This is a genomic window from Xylophilus ampelinus, assembly GCF_003217575.1.
Classification (GTDB): Bacteria; Pseudomonadota; Gammaproteobacteria; order Burkholderiales; family Burkholderiaceae_C; genus Xylophilus; species Xylophilus ampelinus.
On sequence record NZ_QJTC01000026.1, the window covers coordinates 1 to 21,545 of the forward strand.

Consider the following 21,545-nt stretch of genomic DNA (forward strand, 5'->3'; position numbering starts at 1 on the left):
CCGATGCAGGAGCTGCGCTGGTTGCTGGAGGAGCTGCGGGTGAGCTTCTTCGCCCAGGAGCTGCGTACGCCGCAGCCGGTGAGCGTCAAGCGGCTGGACAAAGCGTGGTCGCTACTGAATATTTAACTCGGGTCATCAAGCTCGCCCCCAGGCTGCGCGCACTGCGGGGGGCGATACCAGCGGCCCGGCGGAGCCGGTTCCGCGGTATCTCTGGGACTGCGGGGGCGGCGGTAGTGGGAGTGTTGGAGAGGCCGGCTAGAACAACTCGACGTCGTTGTTCGCCAGGTTCGACGATTCGAGCTTGCCGCTGGCGACCAGGGTCTCGTAGTGCTGGACCTGATTGCGGCCGTTTTGCTTGCCGTAGTAGAGCGCCTGGTCGGAATGGCCCAGCACCTCGACCGAGGAGCCGCCGGCGGTGCCGGTGAAGCCCACGGTCACGGTGACGCGGCCCACCTGCGGGAACACGTGCTGCTCGATGTTGGTCCGGAAACGGTTGAAGATGCGATGGGCGTCTTCGAGCGTGACCGAGCGCAGCAGCACCACGAACTCCTCGCCGCCGAAGCGGAAGATGCGGTCGTGGGTGCGGAACGAGGAGCGCAGCAGGTTGGTGACCAGGATCAGCACCTCGTCGCCGTACAGGTGGCCGAAGCGGTCGTTGACCTGCTTGAAATGGTCGATGTCCACCACGCCCAGCCAGTGCTGCTCGGGCTCGGCGGCGTTGGCGGGGATCTCGGTGCCGCGGGACTGCACCTCGATCTGCGAATAGCGCGAGAACTGCTCGTCGAACGTCTTGCGGTTGAGCAGGCCGGTGAGCGCGTCGCGCTCGCTGTAGTCGAGCAGGCTCTGGTAGTTGCGGTACACCTCCGCGATGCCGTAGACCACGTCGAGCGCCTGCGGGTTGTAGGGTACGTCGTTGCACAGTTCCAGCACCGACACCACCTTGTCCTGCAGCCGCACCGGCAACCAGAGCGTGTAGCGGTCTTCCTGCCGCCGCTCGGCGCTGTTGAGCCGGTGCTCGATCGCCTGGTCCAGTTCGGGAAAATCCGAAAACGGCTCCAGCTCGCCGAACGAAGGCGACCGGCGGTCGGTGGTGACCGGCTGGCCCGCGTCGAGCAACAGCACCGGCCGGATCAGCCGGCCCTCGGCTGTGTTCACCAGCTCCAGCTTGCGCACACGACGGATGTCGACCAGGTGCCGCATCGCCGACACGACGGAAACCTCCAGGCGGTCCTGATCGCGGTGGCCTGTGATTTCTACGAGGTGCTGGAGAATCTGGGTCATCTTCTCGGGTGAAACCGGGAGGGCGAAATGGAGGAGTGGTGGCATTGTGCCCGCAACGGCGCACGGCCGGCGCAAAGTTCCGGGTCGAAAAGCGGAATCTGATCCGGGTTAAATGTACCGCGCGACAGGGGGCATTTCAGATTCGGGTGAAAACGATGTCCCAGACGCCGTGGCCCAGCCGGATACCCCGGTTCTCGAACTTGGTGAGCGGCCGGTAGGCGGGCCGCGGCGCGAAGCCGGTCGCGGTGCTGTTGCGCAGCAGCGGCTCGGCGCTCAGCACCTCCAGCATCTGCTGCGCATAGGGCTCCCAGTCGGTGGCGCAGTGCAGGTAGCCGCCGGTCGCGATACGGGCCGCGACACGGGCCACCCACGCCGGCTGCACCAAGCGGCGCTTGTTGTGGCGGGTCTTGTGCCACGGGTCGGGGAAGAACAGGTGCAGGCCGGCCAGCACGTCGGGCGCCAGCATCCGGTCGACCACCTCGACCGCGTCGTGCTGCACGATCCGGATGTTGGTCAGCCCGTGCTCGCCGATGCGTTTCAACAACGCGCCCACGCCGGGCTCGTGCACCTCGCAGCACAGGAAGTTCTTCTCGGGCATCAGCGCCGCGATGCGTGCGGTGGCCTCGCCCATGCCGAAGCCGATCTCCAGCACCGTGGGTACCGCACGGCCGAAGGCGGCGACCAGGTCCAGCGGCTCCGGGCGGTAGGGAAGGATGTAGGTGCTGCCGAGCGTCTCGAAGGCCTTGGCCTGGCCGCTGGTCGTGCGGCCGGCGCGGCGGACGAAGCTCTTGATCGGCTTGCGGTACGGCGCGGGCGCGGCGGCGTCGCCGGTGGGGGCGGATGCGGCTGCTGCGCCTGGCAGGGCGGCCGGTGCGGCCGGCGGCTTCGACGGGTCCTGCGCGGCGGTCGGAGGGGCGGCGGACGTCGCGTCGGCGGGCGGTCCGGATGCGGAAAGTGGTGTGTTCACCCGTCGATTTTAGGTGCGGCCCCGAACACGCCGGGCTGCATCCCCCAGCGCGCCCTCCAGGCCGGCACCCACCGCGCCAGCCGGTCGGCCACCGTGTCGCTCGGCGCCGCCGCAGGCAGGCCCAGCGCGGCCGCGGCGGCCGAGAGCGCCTCGGCCGGCCGGGCCGCGTCGAACGCCTCGGCGCCGTTGTGCTTCGACAGCTTGTCTCCGCTGGCGGCCAGCACCAGCGGGGTGTGCAGGTAGCGCGGTGCGGCCAGGCCGAGCGCGCGCTGCAGCAGCAACTGCCGGGGCGTGTTGTCGAGCAGGTCTGCGCCGCGCACGATGTCGGTGATGCCCTGCGCCGCGTCGTCGACCACCACCGCGAGCTGGTAGGCGTAGAGGCCGTCGGCGCGCAGCAGGACGAAGTCGCCGACCGTGTCCTCGACCGCCTGGGACTGCGGGCCGTAGGCGCGGTCGGTCCAGCGCACCGGCGGCATTGCCAGGTGCGCGTACGGATTTGCTATTAATCTTATAGCGCGTGGTCGTCGATCCTCGCCGGCTACAGGCACTTTTCGTGTGGAAATATCGGTTCTGAACCGCCAGGCCCGTGCCGGTTTGCCGTGCAGGCCGGTACGGCAGCTGCCCGGGTAGGGAAGGGCCGCATGGCGCTGGCGCTGCACGCCGAACACCGCCTGGGCCTCTTCGATGTCGCGCCGGGAGCATCCGCACGGGTAGGCGGCGCCGCCGGCGACCAGTTGCGCCAGGGCCGTCGCGTACAGGTCGGTGCGGGCCGATTGCCGTAGCGGCGGCGCATCGGGCACCAATGCGCAGGCGGCCAGCTGCGACAGGATCGTCCGATCGGCGCCGGATATGCAGCGGTGCGCATCGACATCCTCGATCCGCACCAGCCACCGGCCGCCGTGGGCGCGGGCGTCGAGCCAGCTGGCCAGCGCCGCGACCAGCGAGCCCGCGTGCAGCGGACCGGTGGGCGAGGGCGCGAAGCGGCCGACATAGCCCGCCGCGCCGGCCCCGGTGTCCCCTTGCGGAATCACGCCAGCGCGAGCCCCATCTCCAGGCCGGAGACGAAGGCGTCCTCCACCCGGTGGCCCAGGCACCAGTCGCCGCAGGCGCCCAGGCCGGCCTGCGCGTCCCACAGGTGGGAGCGTCCGAGCGGCTCGACCGTCTTGGCGTCGGTCCAGCGCAGCACTTCGGCGTGCGACGGCTCGGCGCGGATGCCGGTCACCTCCGAGAAGGCGCGCAGCAGCTTGGCGCGGACCCGGTCGGGCTCGTCGCCGAGGTGCTCGCGCGACCAGGCCTCGCTGGCCTGCACCGTCCAGCGCTCGACGCCGCCGCGGCCGGGCTTGGACGATTCGCGCGCCAGCCAGACGATGCGGTGGTGGGTGCTGCGCGCCGCGTTCCATTGCGGCCCGAGGGTGACGAAGCCGGGTTGCGAGGCCTGCGGAAACGCCAGCATCAGGGTCCAGCACGGCGCGACCTCGCAGGCTTCGATGGCCGGCGCCAGGGCGTTGTCGCGGGCGCCGCGCAGCAGCACCGCCGCCTGTGCGGCCGGCACCGCAAGCACGACGGTATCGAAGCCGGCGAAGACGCGGGCGGCGCCGTCGGCGGTCGAGGTCTTCAGTTGCCACCGGGCCGGGTCGAGCGCGTCGCGCACCAGGCCGTAGACGGAGGTGCCCGCGTGCAATCGGCCGGCCGCCGCCAGCGGCGCCGCCCAGTGACGCGGCAGGGCGTCCATGCCCGGCGAGGGCACCCAGTGGGCATCGCGCGGCGGCAGGCCGGCGGCGGCCACGCGGCCCTGCGTGTCCAGCACTCGGACGGTGTTGGCGCTCCAGCGACGGCACAACCCGGGCGCGGTACGCTCCAGCGCCAAGGCGAAGCGCGGGTCGCGCACGGTGAAATACTGAGCGCCGCTGTCGAAGCCGCCGAAGGGCGAGGCCTCGGTCGCCATCCGGCCGCCGGGCTGCGCGCCGCGGTCGAACACCGTCACCGCATGGCCGGCCTGCGCCAGGGTGCGGGCACAGGCGATGCCCGCCAGGCCGGCACCGACCACGGCGACCGTACGGCGGGGCGCGGTCGGGGTATCCGCCGACGCGGCGGCCGACCGGGCCGAGCGCGGCGCGGTGCGAGAGGTCGGGGTGCGGGCGGGTGGCGCGGGAAAGGGGGGCATGGAGTTTCCTGGGAAAGGCCGCGGGGCGGGCGAGATCGTCTGCACGGTTGCCGCGCCATGATGCCAGCACGCCGGGGCCGGTTTTCTCGGGCCGACCCGGTCACGAGCACCCGGCGGCGAGGGCGTCGGGCGCATGCAGAGCGCCCGCGCCGCGGCTGCGAAACTGCCCGCTGCGGCGATATGCCGCGGCATCGCCGGCATGTCGGGGGTGAACACGTCGCGCGGGCCTGGCATTGCGGCGGGGATGCAGTCGATGTGAGAGGTGGAGTCCATCGCTCTGATCGGCCGCGGCGCACCGGCTACAGTCTGGTCGGACGGGCCGGCGTCCGGGGCTCTGCCGCCCACCGAAGGCCCCGTTCCTCCATTGACCTCCTGTTTTATCGAAAGCCCTTGCCATGACCCGAGCTGTCTCGACCACCATTTCCGGCGCGCAGAACGGCCTCGCCCTGGTGGGCCGCCTGATGCTGGCCTCCCTGTTCCTGCCCGCGGGCATCTCGAAGCTGATGGGTTTCTCGGGCACCGTGGGCTACATCGCCTCGAAGGGCCTGCCGGCCCCGAGCGCGGCGGCCGGGGTGGCGCTGCTGGTCGAGATACTGGGCGGCCTGGCGCTGATCGCCGGCTTCGGCACCCGCGTCGCGGCCATCGTGTTGGCGGTATTCACAGTGGTGGCCGCCGTGTTGTTCCATAATTTCTGGGCGGTGCCGCAAGCGCAGCAAATGATGCAGCAGATGAACTTCAACAAGAATATCGCCATCGCCGGCGGCCTGCTGGTACTGGCCACCTTCGGTGCCGGCGCCTATAGCGTCGACGCCAAGCGCCGCGGCTGATCCGGGCCTTGCCTTGCCGCCGATGCGTCCTTTCGGGGCGCACCGGTGTACTTCCTAGTGCTCTACTGCGAGATTCCCATGACCCAGACCGTCGTCGTCTTCCATTCCGGCTACGGCCATACTCAGCGCCTGGCGCAATCGGTCGCCGACGGCGCGCAGGCCGAACTGATCGCGATCGATGCCGAAGGCAACCTGCCCGAAGGCGCCTGGGATACCCTGGCCGCGGCCGACGCGATCATCTTCGGCACGCCGACCTACATGGGCGGCCCGAGCTGGCAGTTCAAGAAGTTCGCCGATGCGTCTTCCAAGCCCTGGTTCGGCCGGGCCTGGCAGGACAAGGTCTTCGGCGGCTTCACCAACAGCGCCAGCCTCAACGGCGACAAGCAGGGGACGCTGCAGTATCTGGTGACGCTGGCCTCTCAGCACGGCGGCGTCTGGGTCAGCCTGGGCCTTCTGCCGAGCAACGCCAAGGCGGCCGACCGCAACGATCCGAACAACCTGGGCGGCTCGGTCGGCGCACTGGCCCAGAGCCCGTCGGACGCGAGCGCCGCCGAGATGCTGCCGGGCGACCTGGAAACCGGCCGCCTCTACGGTGCCCGCGTGGCCGCGATTGCCGGCCGCTTCACCGGCTGACGCTCGCACTCGGCCGGCGCACCTGCGCCGCATCCACGGCCACGGCCTCCCAGCAAGCCCGCCGCCCTGTGGGCCCGCTGGTTTTTGTGCGGATTAAATAAAGCCGCACTCGAAATGTGCAATGAGGCCGCGCACCATCTCGCTGCGGGATCGAAAAAATAAAACCCTGAAAATCGTCCGGATATAATGTGAATTTGTAACATTTATCAAAATGTAGAATTCTCGCTTGAAAAAATGTGACCAGCATATTCAAATGTGACCTCGTTGCACGAAGCGGCTGCTCTCAGCAGCATACTTCGTGTGATGGGGGTAGCTCATTGCGTATGTTTCGTACTGGGCTTACCGGTTTTCAACTTTTTATGGATGATGACTGAAAATGCGCTATTCGAAAAACAGTGGAAAAATTTGTGCTAAGAGAAGTTTCAGTGCCCTGATCTTGGTAGTTGCTGCTACGTTGAATGGTGCGGCGTATGCCCGTAACATCGGTTCGGTCACTGTAGATGCCGATGTCACCGACAATCAATCTGCTCCACCCAAACAAATTGTCTTCAATCAGCACTGGTCGGCTGCATATACCAATTGCAAAAAAGCGTATAGTGCGACGGTGGCGGTGGATTTGGTCAAATACTACCAGAATGGAAGCGTAGTCTCGGAGGGTGTTTATCCTATTGAAAGCCTCTGGAATTGCAGAGACCATTGAGGCCTGCTGTTGTATTTTGAGCGGCCGGTATTCATTATGCGATGCATAGGCTTTCGAAAAATAATTCCTCAACAATGCTTTTCAAGCGCCGGCTCGCCGGTCGATGCCAATCCTGGATAAGTGGTTCTGGGGTTTAATCGTCCTGGAGCACCCGGGCTCGGGAGCGAAACTGAAACCGGCGCGTGGCTTCCATGGCTGTTGCGTGGATCGCGGTCACGCTGCTGCACGCGGTGCAAGGCCTTCGGCGGCCGGTATTAAAGCGAAACGCGGGCGGTGACGGTTGCGCTGAAAGCGCTGCTGTCATCGCCCATGTCTCGAATTCGGCACGGTCGAGTTCCACGTCAAGCGTCCGCCCGGGCGTCGAACACGAAGCAGCCGCCGTGGTAGCGGCCGCGGTAGGTGCGGTGTCCTCGAAGTAGCGAAGGATGCCGCCTTCTTGCAGCGGATGCCGCCGGCGCAGAGGTGCAGAAGCTCGTCGTAAAAAAGCCTTCTAAAATCGCCCGGATACGATACGAATCGTCTATCAAATTCTAGGATCGTTACTTGAAAAATGCGAGTTGCGTACTGTAATGTCTCGCTTGCATGAGGCGAATGGCTACTGACAGCGTGCTTCGTGTGCTGGAGGTAACTCGGTATTTGCATTTCTTACCGAGCTTACTGGTTTTCAACCTTTTATGAGTGATGACTGCAATATGCGCTATTCAAACAACCACGGTAAAATTTTTGCCAAACGGAGTTTCAGTGCCCTTGTATTGATGATTGCTGCTACGTTGAGTGGTGCGGCTTATGCCAAGGTTATCGGCCAAGTTGTTGTAGTAGCCAATGTTTCCGAGGATGATTCACGCTCACCGCATGATGCGGTCTCGAATCAGCACTGGGGGAAGGCATACGACAATTGTAGACAAAGATATCCGGCGACTGTGTCGGTATATATGACCAATTGGGAGCAGAAATCACAACAACCTGTCAATGGAGGCTTCCCTATCACGAGTTACTGGGATTGCAGAAACAGCTAATGCCTGCTTTGCGTTCTAAGCCGGCGTGATGCACCATGCGTGCGTGGGCTTTCCAAGAGTAGTGCAAAGCCTCGGCACCCCTGCATCCTATGAAACGCCCAGGGATTCGCGCAGAAAATCCCTGGCGGTGACGGTTACGCCGAACGGTGCCTGTTATCGGTCGTGCCGTGCGCTCGGCAGGGCGGAGTGCCGCGTTGAGCGTTCGCCGGGTATCGACTCGAAGGCGTTGCGGGCGTCGAGCGTGACCACCGGCCGCCCCTTGTCGGCGTGGCCCGGGCCCAGCCAGCGCCGCAGGGTGGCGGCATCGACCGTCTCCCGCGGAGGCACCGGCCGATCGCCCGAGGCGCTCCGGCGCGGCGGATCGGCTTTCTACAATGGGGGCATGTTCGTCCATCTGCGCCTCCATACCGAATTCTCCGTCGTCGACGGCACCAACCGCATCGACGAAGTCGCCAAAGCTGCCGCGGGCGACAGCCAGCCCGCGCTGGCGATCACCGACCTGAGCAACCTCTTCGGCGCCATCAAGTTCTACAAGGAAGCCCGCGGCAAGGGTATCAAGCCGATCATCGGGGCCGAGGTGTTCGTCGAGGGTCTGGGCGATGATCCGCTGGCCCTGTCGCGGGTCGTCGTGCTGGTGCAGAACTGGCAGGGCTATCTGAGCCTGTCGGAGTTGCTGGCCCGTGCCTGGACCCGCAACCACGTCAAGAACCAAGCCGTCTGCAAGCTGGAATGGTTGCGCGAGTTGAACGAGGGCCTGATCCTGCTGGCCGGTGCCCAGGCGGGGCCGGTGGGCCAGGCGCTGGGCAGGCACGACTTCGCCGGAGCAGCCGACCATGCGCTGCTGCTGGCCGGCATCTTCCCGCACCGCTTCTACCTGGAAATCCAGCGCGCCGGCCGGCCCGACGACGAGACGCAGGTGGTCGCCACTGTGCAGCTGGCCGCCCGGCTCAAGCTGCCGGTGGTGGCCACCCACCCGGTGCAGTTCACCGAGGCGGACGATTTCGAGGCGCACGAGGCGCGGGTCTGCATCTCCGAGGGCGAGATCCTGGGCAACCAGCGCCGGGTGCGCAGGTTCACCCGCGAGCAGTACTTCAAGACCACTGCCCAGATGGAGGCGCTGTTCGCCGACGTGCCGTCGGCCATCGCCAACACGGTCGAGGTGGCCAAGCGCTGCAACCTGGTGTTCGACCTGGGCAAGCCGCAGCTACCCGACTTCCCCACGCCGGGCGGCATGCCGATCGGCGAGTATTTCCGCATCGCCTCGTTCGAGGGGCTGGAGCAGCGGCTGCAGCACCTGTACCCGCAGGTCGAGAAGCGCGAGGCGGTGCGCAAGCGCTACGAGGACCGGCTCGCGTTCGAGATCGACGTGATCCTGAAGATGGGTTTCCCGGGCTACTTCCTGATCGTGGGCGACTTCATCGGCTGGGCCAAGGAGAACGGCTGCCCGGTGGGGCCGGGCCGGGGGTCGGGCGCGGGCTCGCTGGTCGCGTACGCGCTCAAGATCACCGACCTGGACCCGCTGGAGTTCAACCTGCTGTTCGAGCGGTTCCTGAACCCCGAACGGGTCTCGATGCCCGACTTCGACATCGACTTCTGCCAGTCCAACCGCGACCGGGTGATCGACTATGTCAAGGGCAAGTACGGCAAGAACGCGGTGAGCCAGATCGCCACGTTCGGCACGCTGGCGGCCAAGGCGGCGATCCGCGACGTGGGCCGGGTGATGGATATGAGCTATACCTTCTGCGACGGCATCTCCAAGCTGGTGCCGGGCAAGCCCGGCATGTCCTACACCCTGGCCTACCCGCCCGAGAGCAAGTTGCCGGGCGACAAGAACAACTACGCGCTGGAGCTGGAGCCGGTGCTCTACGAGCGGGTGCGCAAGGAGGAAGAGGTCCGCACGCTGATCGAGATGGCGCAGAAGCTGGAGGGCCTGACCCGCAACATAGGCATGCATGCCGGCGGCGTGCTGATCGCGCCGGGCAAGCTGACCGACTTCTGCCCGCTGTACCAGCAGCCGGGGAGCGAATCGGCGGTGAGCCAGTACGACAAGGACGACGTCGAGGCGATAGGCCTGGTGAAGTTCGACTTCCTGGGCCTGGCCACGCTGACGATCCTCGAGATCGCCAGGGAATTCATCGTCCAGCGGCACAAGGGGCAGGAGCATTTCTCTTTCGAGAACATCCCGCTCGACGACGCCCCCACCTACAAGCTGTTCGCCGACGGCAAGACCGAGTCGGTGTTCCAGTTCGAATCCCGCGGCATGCAGGGCATGCTGAAGGACGCGCGGCCCACGCGGCTGGAAGACCTGATCGCGCTCAACGCGCTCTACCGGCCGGGCCCGATGGACCTGATCCCGAGCTTCGTCGCCCGCAAGCACGGCAAGGAAGAGGTGGAGTATCCGCATCCGCTGGTGGCCGAGATGCTGTCGGAGACCTACGGCATCATGGTCTACCAGGAGCAGGTGATGCAGACCGCGCAGATCCTGGGCGGCTACTCTCTGGGCGGTGCCGACCTGCTGCGCCGCGCGATGGGCAAGAAAAAAGCCGAGGAGATGGCCGAGCACCGGCAGATCTTCCGCGAGGGCGCGGCCAGGAACGGCCTGAGCACCGACAAGGCCGACGAGGTCTTCGACCTGATGGAGAAGTTCGCGGGCTACGGCTTCAACAAGTCGCATGCCGCCGCCTACTCGCTGCTGGCGTACCACACCGGCTGGTTGAAGGTGCACTACACCGCCGAGTTCTTCTGCGCCAACATGACGGTGGAAATGGACGACACCGACAAGCTCAAGGTGCTGTACGAGGACGCGAAGAAGAATTTCGGCCTGGATTTCGAGCCGCCCGACGTCAACCGCGGCCGCTACCGATTCGAGCCGGTCACCGACAAAGTGATCCGCTACGGCCTGGGCGCGGTGAAGGGCTCGGGCCAGCAGGCGATCGAGGCGATCGTCGCGGCGCGCGAGAAGGGCGGGCCGTTCACCAGCCTGTTCGATTTCTGCTGCCGGATCGACCGCAAGGCGGTCAGCAAGCGCGCGGTCGAGGCGCTTGTCAAGGCCGGTGCCTTCGACGCGATCCAGCTCAACCGGGCGGCGATGGTAGCCTCGATCGACCGGGCTTTCGAATTCGCCGGCACCTGCGAGGCCAACGCGAACCAGGGCGGCCTGTTCGACATGATGGGCGAGGACACCCACGGGTCGAGCACCCGGGAGCCGGATCTGATCGAGACCACGCCCTGGGGTGTGAAGGAGCGGCTGACGCTGGAGAAGACGGCGATCGGCTTCTACATCTCGGGCCACCTGTTCGACGAGGTGTCGCGCGAGATACGGCAGTTCGTGCGGCGCCGGATCGACGAGTTGATCGACATCCGCGAGCCGCAGACGCTGGCCGGCATCGTCAGCGGCCTGCGCGTCATCAACGGCCAGCGCGGCAAGCTGGCGATCTTCACCCTGGACGACACCAGCGGGACCATCGAGGCCACGGCCGACGAGGCGGTGATCGCCGCGGCCCGCAACGTGCTGAAAGAGGACGAGCTGGTCATCGTCACCGGCCGGCTGCAGCCCGGGCGCGGCGGCTTCGAGGCGCGCTTCGTGGTGCAGCAGGTGTCGGACCTCGCCAGCGCGCGCTGCCGTTTCGGCAAGTTCCTGCGGGTGGCGGTGAACGGCCGAATGCCCGACGTGTCGCGGCTGCTGCGCGATTTTCCGGCCCTGCGCGAGGAAACCGAGCACGGCGAGTTGGTGCGCGGGCTGGAAGTGCGGCTGTCGGTGTGCTGCGAATCGCAGGACATGCAGGTGGGCGTGGACCTGCGGCTGGGCGACCAGGCGGTGTTCTACCCGTCGGACGCGGCGCTCGCCAGCTGGATCGCCCAGTCGGATCAGGGCAAGGCGGTCATCGTGTATGAATAGCCGCGCCGGCTCCGAACCTTGAAGTGGCCCGACGGCGACCCCACCTCTGCCTTCTGCAGCGCACCGTTCCCATCGATAGAATGAAATTCATGGCGACCCAAACACCCAAGCAGCCGCCGGCCACCCGGCCCATCCCCGGCAGCAACGACGGCGACTCTGTCGTTTTGGAGCGGCGCAGCCAACGGGTCGGCCCGCCGCAGATGTACCAGGTGGTGATGCTGAACGACGATTTCACGCCGATGGAGTTCGTAATCGTGGTGATCCAGGAGTTTTTCGGTAAAGACCATGGCACGGCTACGCAGATCATGCTGAAAATCCACTTGGACGGGAAAGGCGTATGTGGTGTGTACTCCCGCGACGTGGCGGCCACCAAGGTCGACCAAGTCATGGAGGCGGCCCACAAATCCGGCCATCCATTGCAGTGCGTCAGCGAACCAGTTGAATAAAACGGGGTCGTACCCAGGTACGGCTCGTATTCAGGCAAGTATTCACAGCAAGGCAAAAGGAAATCTCATGATTGCCCAGGAATTGGAAGTCAGTCTGCACATGGCCTTCGTTGAGGCCCGGCAGCAACGCCACGAGTTCATCACCGTGGAACACCTGCTGCTCGCCCTGCTGGACAACCCGAGCGCCGCCGAGGTGCTGCGCGCGTGTTCCGCCAACATCGACGACCTGCGCAAGTCGCTCGGGAACTTCATCAAGGACAACACGCCCCAGGTGGCCGGTAGCGACGAGGTCGATACCCAACCCACCCTCGGATTCCAGCGCGTCATCCAGCGCGCGATCATGCATGTCCAGTCCACCGGCAACGGCAAGAAGGAAGTCACCGGCGCCAACGTGCTGGTCGCGATCTTCGGCGAGAAGGATTCGCATGCGGTCTACTACCTCCACCAGCAGGGCGTTACCCGGCTGGACGTGGTCAACTTCATCGCCCACGGCATCAAAAAGGGCGAGCCGCCGGAGCCCGCCAAACCCGGCGAGCCGCAGGCCGAGAGCGAGGAGGGCGGCAGCGAGAAGAGCGAGAAGTCGTCCCCGCTGGAGCAGTTCACCGTCAACCTCAACCAGCAGGCCAAGGACGGCAAGATCGATCCGCTGATCGGCCGCGAGTACGAGGTCGAGCGGGTCATCCAGATCCTGTGCCGCCGCCGCAAGAACAACCCGCTGCTGGTGGGCGAGGCCGGCGTCGGCAAGACCGCGATCGCCGAGGGCTTGGCCTGGCGCATCACCCAGGAGGACGTGCCTGAGATCCTGGCCGATTCTCAGGTGTATTCGCTCGACATGGGCGCGCTGCTGGCCGGCACCAAGTACCGTGGCGACTTCGAGCAGCGTCTGAAGGGCGTGCTCAAGTCTCTGAAGGACCGCCCGAACGCGGTGCTGTTCATCGATGAAATCCATACCCTGATCGGCGCGGGCGCCGCATCGGGGGGCACGTTGGACGCGTCCAACCTCCTGAAGCCGGCGCTCTCCAGCGGACAGTTGAAGTGCATCGGCGCGACGACGTTCCAGGAGTACCGCGGCATCTTCGAGAAGGACGCGGCCCTGTCGCGACGCTTCCAGAAGGTCGACGTGGTCGAGCCGACGGTGGCCGAGACGGTCGACATCCTCAAGGGCCTGAAGTCGCGCTTCGAGGAGCACCACGGCGTGAAGTATGCGGTCGCCGCGCTGCAGGCCGCGGCCGAGCTGTCGGCCAAGTACATCAACGACCGCCACCTACCCGACAAGGCGATCGACGTGATCGACGAGGCCGGTGCCGCCCAGCGCATCCTGCCGCCGAACAAGCGCAAGAAAACGATCAGCAAGATCGAGGTCGAGGAAATCGTGGCGAAGATCGCCCGCATTCCGCCGGCCAACGTCAGCAACGACGACCGCAGCAAGCTGCAGACGGTCGAGCGCGACCTGAAAAGCGTGGTCTTCGGGCAAGACAAGGCGCTCGAAGTGCTGGCCTCGGCCGTCAAGATGGCGCGCTCGGGCCTGGGTAAGGGCGACAAGCCGATCGGTTCGTTCCTGTTCAGCGGCCCCACCGGCGTCGGCAAGACCGAAGCCGCCAAGCAGCTGGCCTACATCATGGGCATCGAGCTGATCCGCTTCGACATGTCGGAGTACATGGAGCGCCATGCGGTCTCGCGCCTGATCGGCGCGCCTCCGGGTTACGTCGGGTTCGACCAGGGCGGGCTGCTGACCGAGGCGATCACCAAGAAGCCGCACTGCGTGCTGCTGCTCGACGAGATCGAAAAGGCGCATCCGGACATCTTCAACGTGCTGCTGCAGGTGATGGACCACGGCACCTTGACGGACAACAACGGACGCAAGGCCGACTTCCGCAACGTCATCCTGGTGATGACGACGAATGCCGGTGCCGAGACGATGAACAAGGCGACCATCGGTTTCACCAACCCGCGCCAGGCGGGCGACGAGATGGCCGACATCAAGCGGCTGTTCACGCCCGAGTTCCGCAACCGGCTGGATGCGATCGTCAACTTCAAGCCGCTCGATGAGAACGTCATCCTGCGGGTGGTCGACAAGTTCCTGCTGCAGCTGGAGACGCAACTGGCCGAGAAGAAGGTCGAGGTCACCTTCACCGACGCGCTGCGCAAGCATCTCGCCAAGAAGGGCTTCGATCCGCTGATGGGCGCACGGCCGATGCAGCGTCTGATCCAGGACATGGTGCGCCGCGCTCTGGCGGACGAATTGCTCTTCGGTCGCCTGACCGAAGGCGGACGCCTGACGGTGGATCTGGTGGAGAAGGAGGGTGCGACCGAGCCGGAGGTGATGCTCGACATTACGCCGCTGCCCAAGCGCGACCGCTCCGCCAAGTCGGAGCCGGCCGAGCCGGAAGAAGCCACCGCCGACTGATCGGCACGGCAGTCGCCCTGTTCGCGCAGGGTGGCCCATGTAAAAGACCGCAGACGCATGAAGCGGCTGCGGTTTTTTTTGCCTGCGCGGCGGGTCCGCTCAGTGGGGCGGTACGGTCGCGGCACGCTTGGCGATCTCGAGTTTGGCGATCGCGTTGCGGTGCACCTCGTCCGGCCCGTCCACGATGCGCACGGTGCGCTGGTGGGCGTAGGCCTCGGCCAGCCAGAAATCCTGGCTGACGCCCGCGCCGCCGTGGGCCTGGATCGCCCAGTCGACCACCTTGCACGACATGTTGGGCGCGACCACCTTGATCATCGCGATCTCGGCGCGGGCTTCCTTATTACCGACGGTGTCCATCTTGTGGGCGGCGTTCAGGGTCAAGAGGCGGGCCTGGTCGATCAGGCAGCGCGACTCGGCGATCCGCTCGTGCCAGATCGACTGCTCCGACAATGGCCGGCCGAAGGCGATCCGGCTGCGCAGCCGGTCGACCATCGTCTCCAGCGCACGCTCCGCCGCACCGATCGAGCGCATGCAATGGTGGATGCGTCCCGGGCCGAGGCGGCCCTGCGCGATTTCGAAGCCGCGGCCTTCGCCCAGCAGGATGCTGGAGACGGGCACCCGGACGTTCTCCATCAGGATTTCCATGTGGCCGTGCGGGGCGTCGTCGTAGCCGAAGACGCTGATGGGCCGCACGATGGTGACGCCGGGCGTGTCGCGCGGCACCAGCACCATCGACTGCTGCCGGTGGCGGGGCGCCTCGGTATCGGTCTTGCCCATCACGATGAAGATCTTGCAGTGAGGCACGCCGGCGCCCGAGGAAAACCATTTGCGGCCGTTGATCACGTACTCGTTGCCTTCGCGGCGGATGGCGCACTGGATGTTGGTGGCGTCGGACGATGCGACCGCCGGCTCGGTCATCAGGAAGGCCGAGCGGATCTCGCCGGCGAGCAGCGGGTCGAGCCACTGCTTCTTGTGCGCACTGGTACCGTAGCGCTCGATGGTCTCCATGTTGCCGGTGTCGGGCGCCGAGCAGTTGAACACCTCGCCCGACCAGGTGACACGGCCCATGATCTCGCAGAGCGGCGCGTAGTCGAGATTGGAGATGCCGGGCACGCCGTCGTACGCGTGCGGCAGGAACATGTTCCAGAGGCCGGTCCCACGCGCGATCGTCTTCAGTTCTGCGACCACCGGCACTTGGCGCCACGGATCGCCTTCGCGGCGCAGAGTTTCCATCTCCTGGTGGTAGCGCGCTTCGTTCGGATAGATGTGCGCGTCGAAAAACGCCTGCATGCGTTGCAGCAGATCGCGAGTCTTGGCGGAGTGTTCTCCCAGCATCGCGTCGTCCCTTTCGTGGATGGAATGGCAGTTTTGTAGCAGTAAGCGATTGCATATCGGCCCGCCCGTAGAAAAGGTCTCAAAAGCGACTGGCGGCGGGAAATCAGTCGCCCCGGTGACCGCGGTGCGGGGCCCATTCGGCGGCATGAAGGGAATTAAGAAACCAAACCCGAAACGGGCGCGATAAATTGGGATTTGGCGGGACCGGCCGGCATGGAGAGGGACAGGCCTATGAAAAGACCTTGCTGCCAGTGAAACACCCGTGAGGGTCAGTCTTCAGGGTTTCGGGCAAACATGTCGCCTTGCTGGGTTGCGGCCTGGCGGGAGAGTTTGGCACGGACCCGGGCGATCAGTTTGCGCAGGCCGCGCTCGGTCATGCGTTTCACCTACGGAAACTGGCTTGCAATGACAGAGATACGGTGCGGCTCCTGCCGCAAGAAGCTGGGCGAGGGTGAGTACCCCCGCCTGGCCATCGAGTGCCCCCGCTGCGGGACCATTAATCAGCTGAGGGCCACACATCCCTTGGATTCGAGCAAACCGGATACCGGACCGCCTGGCAGGTCGCAATCGAGCCGCACCTGCGCGAGGCGCTCGCACTGCGGTTTCCGCACGCCCGACAGTTCGCCGACGTGCGCGAAGTCGGCGCCCACAACCTCTGCCCCGTCGACGTGCTCGTCGGCGGGTTCTCGTGCCAGGACGTGTCGAGCATGGGTGCAAGCGCCGGCCTCGCCGGTGCCCGGACCGGCCTTTTCCGGGAGGTCCGCCGCATAGCCGAGGAAATACGGCCCCAGTGGCTGGTCCTTGAAAACGTCGTTGGCCTGCTCACTAGCAATGGTGGGCAAGACTTTGGCGTCGTCCTCCGGGCCCTTGCCGACCCGGGGTATGTGGGACTCTGGCGGGTGGCTTCCGCAGCAGTCGGGTAAGGTTGGAGGCCAATTTGATTCAATGCGTAATAGACAATGAAAACGATTCTTATTCGAGTGCTATGATGGACCCATGCTTCCGGTTCTCGCTTTTTTCCAGGGATCGCACTGCCGGCCACGGCCCGAGGTGTGACCGGAGAAAACGGCTACTGCAAGACACCGCGTGCTTCGCAGCGCGCATGACCAAAGGATTCACCATGCAGACCCTGTCCATCGACCGTCCCGTTCTCCGTTTGCAGCGCGTCCCCGCCGGCAGGCCCCGCGGTGCCGCCGACGAACAGCCGACGCCGCTCGCGTCGTCGGCCGCGCCCAGCTTCGACAGCATGGCGCTGTTGCGCGGCAGCAAGGTGGTCGAGATCGCGCACAACGGATCGGTCTACCGGCTGCAGGCGACCAAGCTGGGCAAGTTGATCCTCACCAAATAGGTTTCATCGTGAAGCGACTCCGGGACCTCGGTCCAAGGGTCGTTTTTTGCTAGCCATCGGTTCGCCGGCCAGCCATGCTTTTTTTCCCCACGTGTCGATTGCGCGCTGCGCCTTGAAGAGAAGTGGCTTCCCGACTGTCGAACGCGGCGGCTTTCACGGCTGCGCTGCGACAGTCTCGCTGTCGAGCGCTATAGTATTGATAGCGGGTGGTCGACTTGAAACGCCGGCTACAGGCACTTTTCACTCAAACTTGCTTTGCCGTACCGCGGCTGCGCTGCAATCGGCACAAAGGCCGTACAGCGTCAGCTCGTGCCCGTCGACCTGGAAGCCGGCGGGCGCCAACCGCTTGAAGTCGCCCGGGCAGCGGTGCACGTCGAACACCCGGTCGCACAGCCGGCACTGGAAATGGTGGTGGTGCGCGTGGTGGGCAGACTCGTACCGCGGCGCTTCGCCCGGCAACTCCACCGCACGGATCTCGCCGCTTTCCAACAGCAGCTTCAGGTTGCGGTAGACGGTGGCCACACCCATCGCTGCTACCTCCTTCTGCGCCGCCTCTAGGATTTCGGCCGGCAGCAGGGGCCGGCCGGCCGTCTGAAGCACCTGACGTATCGAGCTTCTCTGGCGGGTGGAGCGTTCCATGGTGGTCATCGGTGATTCGTCCGGGAGGGCAAGAGGATGGGCATTGTCCCCGGAGTCGGCCGTCGCCGAGAAGCCGGGGCTTTCAGGGCGGCTGTCGGACTTCCTCGACCCCCGGCGCCAGCGGCCTGATCGTTCAGCCATCGTCGCTGCGGCGGAAGCGCAAAGGCGCCGCCGCATATCGCTGGCGACAATGCCGGCGACGCCGGTCGATGCCAATCGCGCAGCCGCGGCCGCTGCCTGGGCTCGCCCGGTGGCGTCGAGCGGTTCGTCGGCTTCCTGGATGCTGCTGTCCGTACGCTGCCGGACATCGCCCGCGTCTTCGGCCAGGTGCGTGGTTCTGTACCCGCCGAACGCGAGAACGCCGGCCGAGGGCCAGGCAGGCCCGGGCCGGCGTCTTATCTGCCATCGTTCACCGAGGCAATGGCGTCAGAAGTAGGCGCTGCGGTCGCGGATCCGGTGCATTTCCGCGATTTCGACCACCCAGACCAGTCCGTCGCCGATGTTGCCGGTGTGGCAGCTGTCGATGATCGCGGTGCGGATCACCGGCACCATCTCGTCGTCGGCCAGCACGCTGACCATGATCTTGTCGGAGAAGTCGGCCAGCTGCTCCCGCACGGTACGCTTGTCCATCGAGGTCGGGGCGGTGAAGCCCTCGGCCTTGAACAGCGTCACGCCGGGAAAGTCGGGTATCGCACGCAGGGCCTGGCGCAGGCGCTCGACGCGGCTGGGACGCACGATGGCGCGTATTTCCTTCATGGGAGGAATTCCTTTTGGCGGGCCGTCAGGCCTCGAGGGGTTTTTCGTCGAACCAGCGGTAGAGCACCGGCAGCACCACCAGGGTCAGCAATGTCGAGCTGAGCAGGCCGCCGATCACCACGATGGCGAGCGGCCGCTGCACCTCGGAGCCGGGGCCGGTGGCGAACAGGAAAGGCACCAGGCCCAGCAACGCCACCGTGGCGGTCATCATCACCGGGCGGAACCGGGCCACGCATCCTTCGCGCACCGCGGTCGCGACGTCCATGCCGTCCTCGCGCAGCTTGCGGATGTAGCTCACCAGCACCACGCCGTTGAGCACCGCGATACCCCACAGGGCGATGAAGCCCACCGACGCCGGCACGCTCACGTATTCGCCGGTGACGAACAGGCCGATCAGCCCGCCGATCGAGGCGAAGGGCAGCACCAGGATGATCAGCCCCGCCAGCTTCACCGAGTTGAACAGCATGAACAGCAGGAAGAAGATCGCGGCGATGGTCAGCGGCACGATCACCGACAGGGTGGACATGGCGCGCTCCATGTTCTCGAACTGCCCGCCGTACTCGAAGTAGTAGCCGTCGGGCAGCTTCACCTCGCGGTCGATGCGCGCCTGCGCCTCGGCCACGAAGCTGGCAAGGTCGCGGCCTTCCACGTTGGCGCCCACCACCACCCGGCGCTTGCCGCTCTCGCGGCTGATCTGCGCCGGGCCGTCCATCAGTTGTATCTTGGCGACCGAATAGAGCGGCACCTGCGCGCCGTGCGGCGTCGGCAGCAGCATGTTGCCGATCGCCTCGACCGAGTTGCGCACCTCCTCGGGGAAGCGCACCGCCACCGCGTAGCGGCGCTCGCCCTCGTAGAGCGTGGTGACCGCCTTGCCGCCGATGGCCGATTCGATCACGCCCTGCACGTCGGCCACGTTGAGACCCTGGCGTGCGATCGCGTTGCGGTCGATGTCGATCATCAGCGCCTGCTGGCCGGAGAGCCGCTCGATCCGGATGTCCCGGCTGCCCGGGATGTCCTTCAGGATGCGCGCCACCTGCTCGGAGATGCGCTTCAGATCGGCCAGCGTGTCGCCGAAGACCTTGATCGCGACCTGCGAACGCACGCCGGTCACCATCTCGTCGACCCGCTCCGAGATAGGCTGCGACAGCACGATCTGCACGCCCGGAATCGACGACAGCTTCTGGCGGATTTCCTCGTCGATCTCGTCCTGGGTGCGCTTGGATTCCGGATCCAGGATCACGATCGGATCGGATTCGTTCGGACCGGCCGGGTCCGCCGGCGACTCGCCGCGTCCCAGCTTGGACACCACCGATTTCACGCCGTCGATGCCCGAGATGAGCTTCATCGCATGCATCTCCATGCGGATCGACTCGTCGAGCGAGATGCTCGGCACCCGGTTGATCTGCGGCGTGAGCGCGCCTTCCTTCATCGTCGGCATGAAGGACTTGCCGAGGAACGGGAACAGCGCCAGCGAGGCCAGCAGCAGCAGCACCGAGACCGCCAGCGTCAGCTTGTTGCGCGCGGTGGCGCCGTCGAGCAGCCGCAGGTAGTGCCGCTTCATGAAGGCGATGATGCGGGTGTCGTGGTCGCCCGCGCCCGCCTTGACCTTCAGGAAGTAGGAGCACAGCACCGGCGAGAGGAAGAGCGACACCAGGAGCGAGACGAACAGCGCGATCGCGATGGTCATGGCGAGCGGGCCGAACATCTTGCCCTCCTGGCCCTGCAGCGCCATCAGCGGCAGGAACACCAGGATGATGATCATGATGCCGAATATGGTGGGCACCGCCACCTCGTTGGTCGCCTGCAGGATCGTCCGCACCCGGGATGCGCCGTCGTCCTTCATCTGGCCCAGGCGGTGGTAGACGTTCTCCACCACCACCACGGTCGCGTCCACCATCAGGCCGATCGCGATGGCCAGCCCCCCCAGCGACATCAGGTTGGCCGAGATGCCATAGCGGTTCATCATGATGAAGGTGGTGAGCGGCGTGATGATCAGCGTCGCCACCACGATCAGGCTGGAGCGCACGTCGCCCAGGAACACGAACAGCACCACCACCACCAGCGCGATACCTTCGAGCAGCACCTTGGCCACCGTCCAGATGGCCGAATCGACCAGGTCGGTCCGGTCGTAGAACGGCTGGATCTGCAGGCCGCCGGGCAGCATGCCCTTGCTGTTGATCTCGTCCACCCGCGCCTTGACCCGGGTGACGACTTCCTTGGCATTGCCGCCCCGCATCATCAGCACGATGCCGGAGACGGCCTCGGTGTAGCCGCCCTTGACGATCGTGCCCTGGCGTACCTCGTGGCCCAGCTTCACCTCGGCCAGGTCGCGCACGAACACCGGCACGCCCTTGTTTTCCTTCACGACGATGTTGCCGATGTCTTCGAGCGTGCGGATCAGGCCCACGCCCTGGATCAGGAACTGCTCGGTCGCCTGGGGCAGGATGCCGCCGCTGGCGTTGGAGTTGTTGGCGGCGATGGCATCGACCACCTTCTGCACCGACAGGCCGTAGTGGCGCAGGCGCGCCGGATCGACCAGCGCCTGGTACTGCCGCACGTAGCCGCCCTGCGAGTTGATCTCGGCCACGCCTGGTATCGAGCGCAGCAGCGGCCGCACCACCCAGTCCTGGATCGTGCGGCGTTCGGTCAGCTCGGCGGGCGTCAGCGCCCGCTCGCCGTCGTCCGGATGGCTCAGGGTGTACTGGTACACCTCGCCCAGGCCGGTCGAGACCGGGCCGAGCACCGGCACGATGCCGGCCGGCATCCGCGGCGTGGCCTCGATCAGCCGCTCCATCACCAGCTGCCGTGCGAAGTACACGTCGGTCGCGTCGGTGAAGACGAGGGTGATGATCGACAGGCCGCTCTTGTTGAGCGAGCGCATCTCCTCGATGCCCGGCAGGCCGGTCACCGCGATCTCCAGCGGCACGGTGACGAAGCGCTCGATCTCCTCGGGCGACCGTCCGGGCGCCTCGGTCGCGATCTGCACCTGGACGTTGGTCACGTCGGGAAAAGCGTCCACCGAGAGGCGCGTGGCCTCCCGCAGACCGAAGGCGCACACCGCGAGGGCGAGCACCACCACCAGAAGCCGCTGACCCAGCGCGGCCCGTATTAGGGAAGCGATCATCGGG

The 21,545-nt window shown here is 65.9% G+C and carries 19 protein-coding genes and 2 pseudogenes; 11 read left to right on the forward strand and 10 right to left on the reverse strand.

What is annotated here, in order from left to right; genetic code table 11:
* Window positions 1-126, forward strand: a 126-nt coding sequence (locus DFQ15_RS18215; protein WP_146228765.1) for a DUF3418 domain-containing protein, incomplete at its 5' end; no start/stop codon positions are given.
* A 129-nt stretch (window positions 127-255) separates the two neighbouring features.
* Here the strand turns inward: DFQ15_RS18215 and DFQ15_RS14510 are convergent.
* From DFQ15_RS14510 to DFQ15_RS14525, 4 genes are all read right to left on the reverse strand, one after another.
* Window positions 256-1,281 (reverse strand): GGDEF domain-containing protein, encoded by a 1,026-nt coding sequence (locus DFQ15_RS14510; protein WP_110466669.1) that lies wholly within the window; start codon window positions 1,279-1,281, stop codon window positions 256-258.
* 136 nt (window positions 1,282-1,417) lie between these two features.
* Window positions 1,418-2,143: a tRNA (guanosine(46)-N7)-methyltransferase TrmB gene (trmB, locus tag DFQ15_RS14515; RefSeq protein ID WP_110466706.1), complete on the reverse strand. Its 726-nt coding sequence runs from the start codon at window positions 2,141-2,143 to the stop codon at window positions 1,418-1,420.
* Window positions 2,144-2,244: 101 nt separating this feature from the next.
* Window positions 2,245-3,279, reverse strand: a complete 1,035-nt coding sequence (gene gluQRS, locus DFQ15_RS14520; protein WP_233504533.1) for a tRNA glutamyl-Q(34) synthetase GluQRS — start codon at window positions 3,277-3,279, stop codon at window positions 2,245-2,247.
* Entirely contained in the window at window positions 3,276-4,412 is a 1,137-nt protein-coding gene (locus DFQ15_RS14525; protein ID WP_110466670.1) for an NAD(P)/FAD-dependent oxidoreductase, read from the reverse strand. The genes gluQRS and DFQ15_RS14525 overlap by 4 nt, the downstream gene beginning before the upstream one ends.
* A 395-nt stretch (window positions 4,413-4,807) precedes the next feature.
* On the opposite strand from DFQ15_RS14525, the gene DFQ15_RS14530 reads away from it, so the two are divergent.
* The 4 genes from DFQ15_RS14530 to DFQ15_RS17475 all read left to right on the forward strand — a co-directional run bounded on the left by DFQ15_RS14530 (window position 4,808) and on the right by DFQ15_RS17475 (window position 7,588).
* The gene (locus DFQ15_RS14530) at window positions 4,808-5,239 is read left to right on the forward strand and encodes a DoxX family protein (RefSeq protein ID WP_110466671.1); all 432 of its coding nucleotides are present in this window, start codon (window positions 4,808-4,810) and stop codon (window positions 5,237-5,239) included.
* 78 nt (window positions 5,240-5,317) lie between these two features.
* Window positions 5,318-5,872, forward strand: a complete 555-nt coding sequence (locus tag DFQ15_RS14535) for a flavodoxin family protein (protein ID WP_110466708.1) — start codon at window positions 5,318-5,320, stop codon at window positions 5,870-5,872.
* Window positions 5,873-6,248: 376 nt separating this feature from the next.
* On the forward strand, window positions 6,249-6,572 hold the full coding sequence (locus tag DFQ15_RS17215) for a hypothetical protein (protein WP_146228766.1): 324 nt from the start codon (window positions 6,249-6,251) through the stop codon (window positions 6,570-6,572).
* A gap of 674 nt (window positions 6,573-7,246) precedes the next feature.
* Window positions 7,247-7,588, forward strand: a complete 342-nt coding sequence (locus DFQ15_RS17475) for a hypothetical protein (protein ID WP_158529080.1) — start codon at window positions 7,247-7,249, stop codon at window positions 7,586-7,588.
* A 153-nt stretch (window positions 7,589-7,741) separates the two neighbouring features.
* Here the strand turns inward: DFQ15_RS17475 and DFQ15_RS18220 are convergent, their stop codons facing one another.
* Window positions 7,742-7,915, reverse strand: coding sequence for a hypothetical protein (locus tag DFQ15_RS18220; RefSeq protein ID WP_374940986.1), 174 nt, complete (start codon window positions 7,913-7,915; stop codon window positions 7,742-7,744).
* Window positions 7,916-7,970: 55 nt separating this feature from the next.
* Between DFQ15_RS18220 and dnaE the strand changes: the two genes are divergently transcribed.
* The 3 genes from dnaE (at window position 7,971) to clpA (ending at window position 14,339) form a co-directional block, all read left to right on the forward strand.
* Window positions 7,971-11,486, forward strand: a complete 3,516-nt coding sequence (dnaE, locus tag DFQ15_RS14545) for a DNA polymerase III subunit alpha (protein ID WP_110466672.1) — start codon at window positions 7,971-7,973, stop codon at window positions 11,484-11,486.
* 80 nt (window positions 11,487-11,566) lie between these two features.
* Window positions 11,567-11,932, forward strand: a complete 366-nt coding sequence (clpS, locus tag DFQ15_RS14550) for an ATP-dependent Clp protease adapter ClpS (protein WP_374940985.1) — start codon at window positions 11,567-11,569, stop codon at window positions 11,930-11,932.
* A 67-nt stretch (window positions 11,933-11,999) separates the two neighbouring features.
* On the forward strand, window positions 12,000-14,339 hold the full coding sequence (clpA, locus tag DFQ15_RS14555) for an ATP-dependent Clp protease ATP-binding subunit ClpA (RefSeq protein WP_110466673.1): 2,340 nt from the start codon (window positions 12,000-12,002) through the stop codon (window positions 14,337-14,339).
* Window positions 14,340-14,438: 99 nt separating this feature from the next.
* On the opposite strand, the gene DFQ15_RS14560 is transcribed toward clpA, so the two are convergent.
* A complete protein-coding gene (locus DFQ15_RS14560) occupies window positions 14,439-15,674 on the reverse strand; it encodes an acyl-CoA dehydrogenase family protein (RefSeq protein WP_110466674.1) in 1,236 nt (411 codons plus the stop codon).
* 405 nt (window positions 15,675-16,079) lie between these two features.
* On the opposite strand from DFQ15_RS14560, the pseudogene DFQ15_RS17930 reads away from it, so the two are divergent.
* The 3 genes and pseudogenes from DFQ15_RS17930 to hemP all read left to right on the forward strand — a co-directional run.
* Window positions 16,080-16,142: pseudogene (locus DFQ15_RS17930) on the forward strand (Com family DNA-binding transcriptional regulator); the annotation flags it as partial.
* A gap of 98 nt (window positions 16,143-16,240) precedes the next feature.
* Window positions 16,241-16,597, forward strand: coding sequence for a DNA cytosine methyltransferase (locus DFQ15_RS18225; RefSeq protein ID WP_374940991.1), 357 nt, complete (start codon window positions 16,241-16,243; stop codon window positions 16,595-16,597).
* Window positions 16,598-16,794: 197 nt separating this feature from the next.
* The gene (gene hemP / locus DFQ15_RS14570) at window positions 16,795-17,022 is read left to right on the forward strand and encodes a hemin uptake protein HemP (protein WP_110466710.1); all 228 of its coding nucleotides are present in this window, start codon (window positions 16,795-16,797) and stop codon (window positions 17,020-17,022) included.
* Between the two features lie 240 nt (window positions 17,023-17,262).
* Here the strand turns inward: hemP and DFQ15_RS17220 are convergent, their stop codons facing one another.
* The 4 genes and pseudogenes from DFQ15_RS17220 to DFQ15_RS14585 form a co-directional block, all read right to left on the reverse strand.
* A complete protein-coding gene (locus DFQ15_RS17220; protein WP_146228769.1) occupies window positions 17,263-17,661 on the reverse strand; it encodes a Fur family transcriptional regulator in 399 nt (132 codons plus the stop codon).
* A gap of 177 nt (window positions 17,662-17,838) precedes the next feature.
* Window positions 17,839-18,060: pseudogene (locus DFQ15_RS18230) on the reverse strand (histidine phosphatase family protein); the annotation flags it as partial.
* Window positions 18,061-18,087: 27 nt separating this feature from the next.
* Window positions 18,088-18,417: a P-II family nitrogen regulator gene (locus DFQ15_RS14580; RefSeq protein WP_110466677.1), complete on the reverse strand. Its 330-nt coding sequence runs from the start codon at window positions 18,415-18,417 to the stop codon at window positions 18,088-18,090.
* Between the two features lie 25 nt (window positions 18,418-18,442).
* Window positions 18,443-21,541, reverse strand: a complete 3,099-nt coding sequence (locus DFQ15_RS14585; RefSeq protein WP_110466678.1) for an efflux RND transporter permease subunit — start codon at window positions 21,539-21,541, stop codon at window positions 18,443-18,445.
* Window positions 21,542-21,545 lie beyond the last annotated feature (4 nt).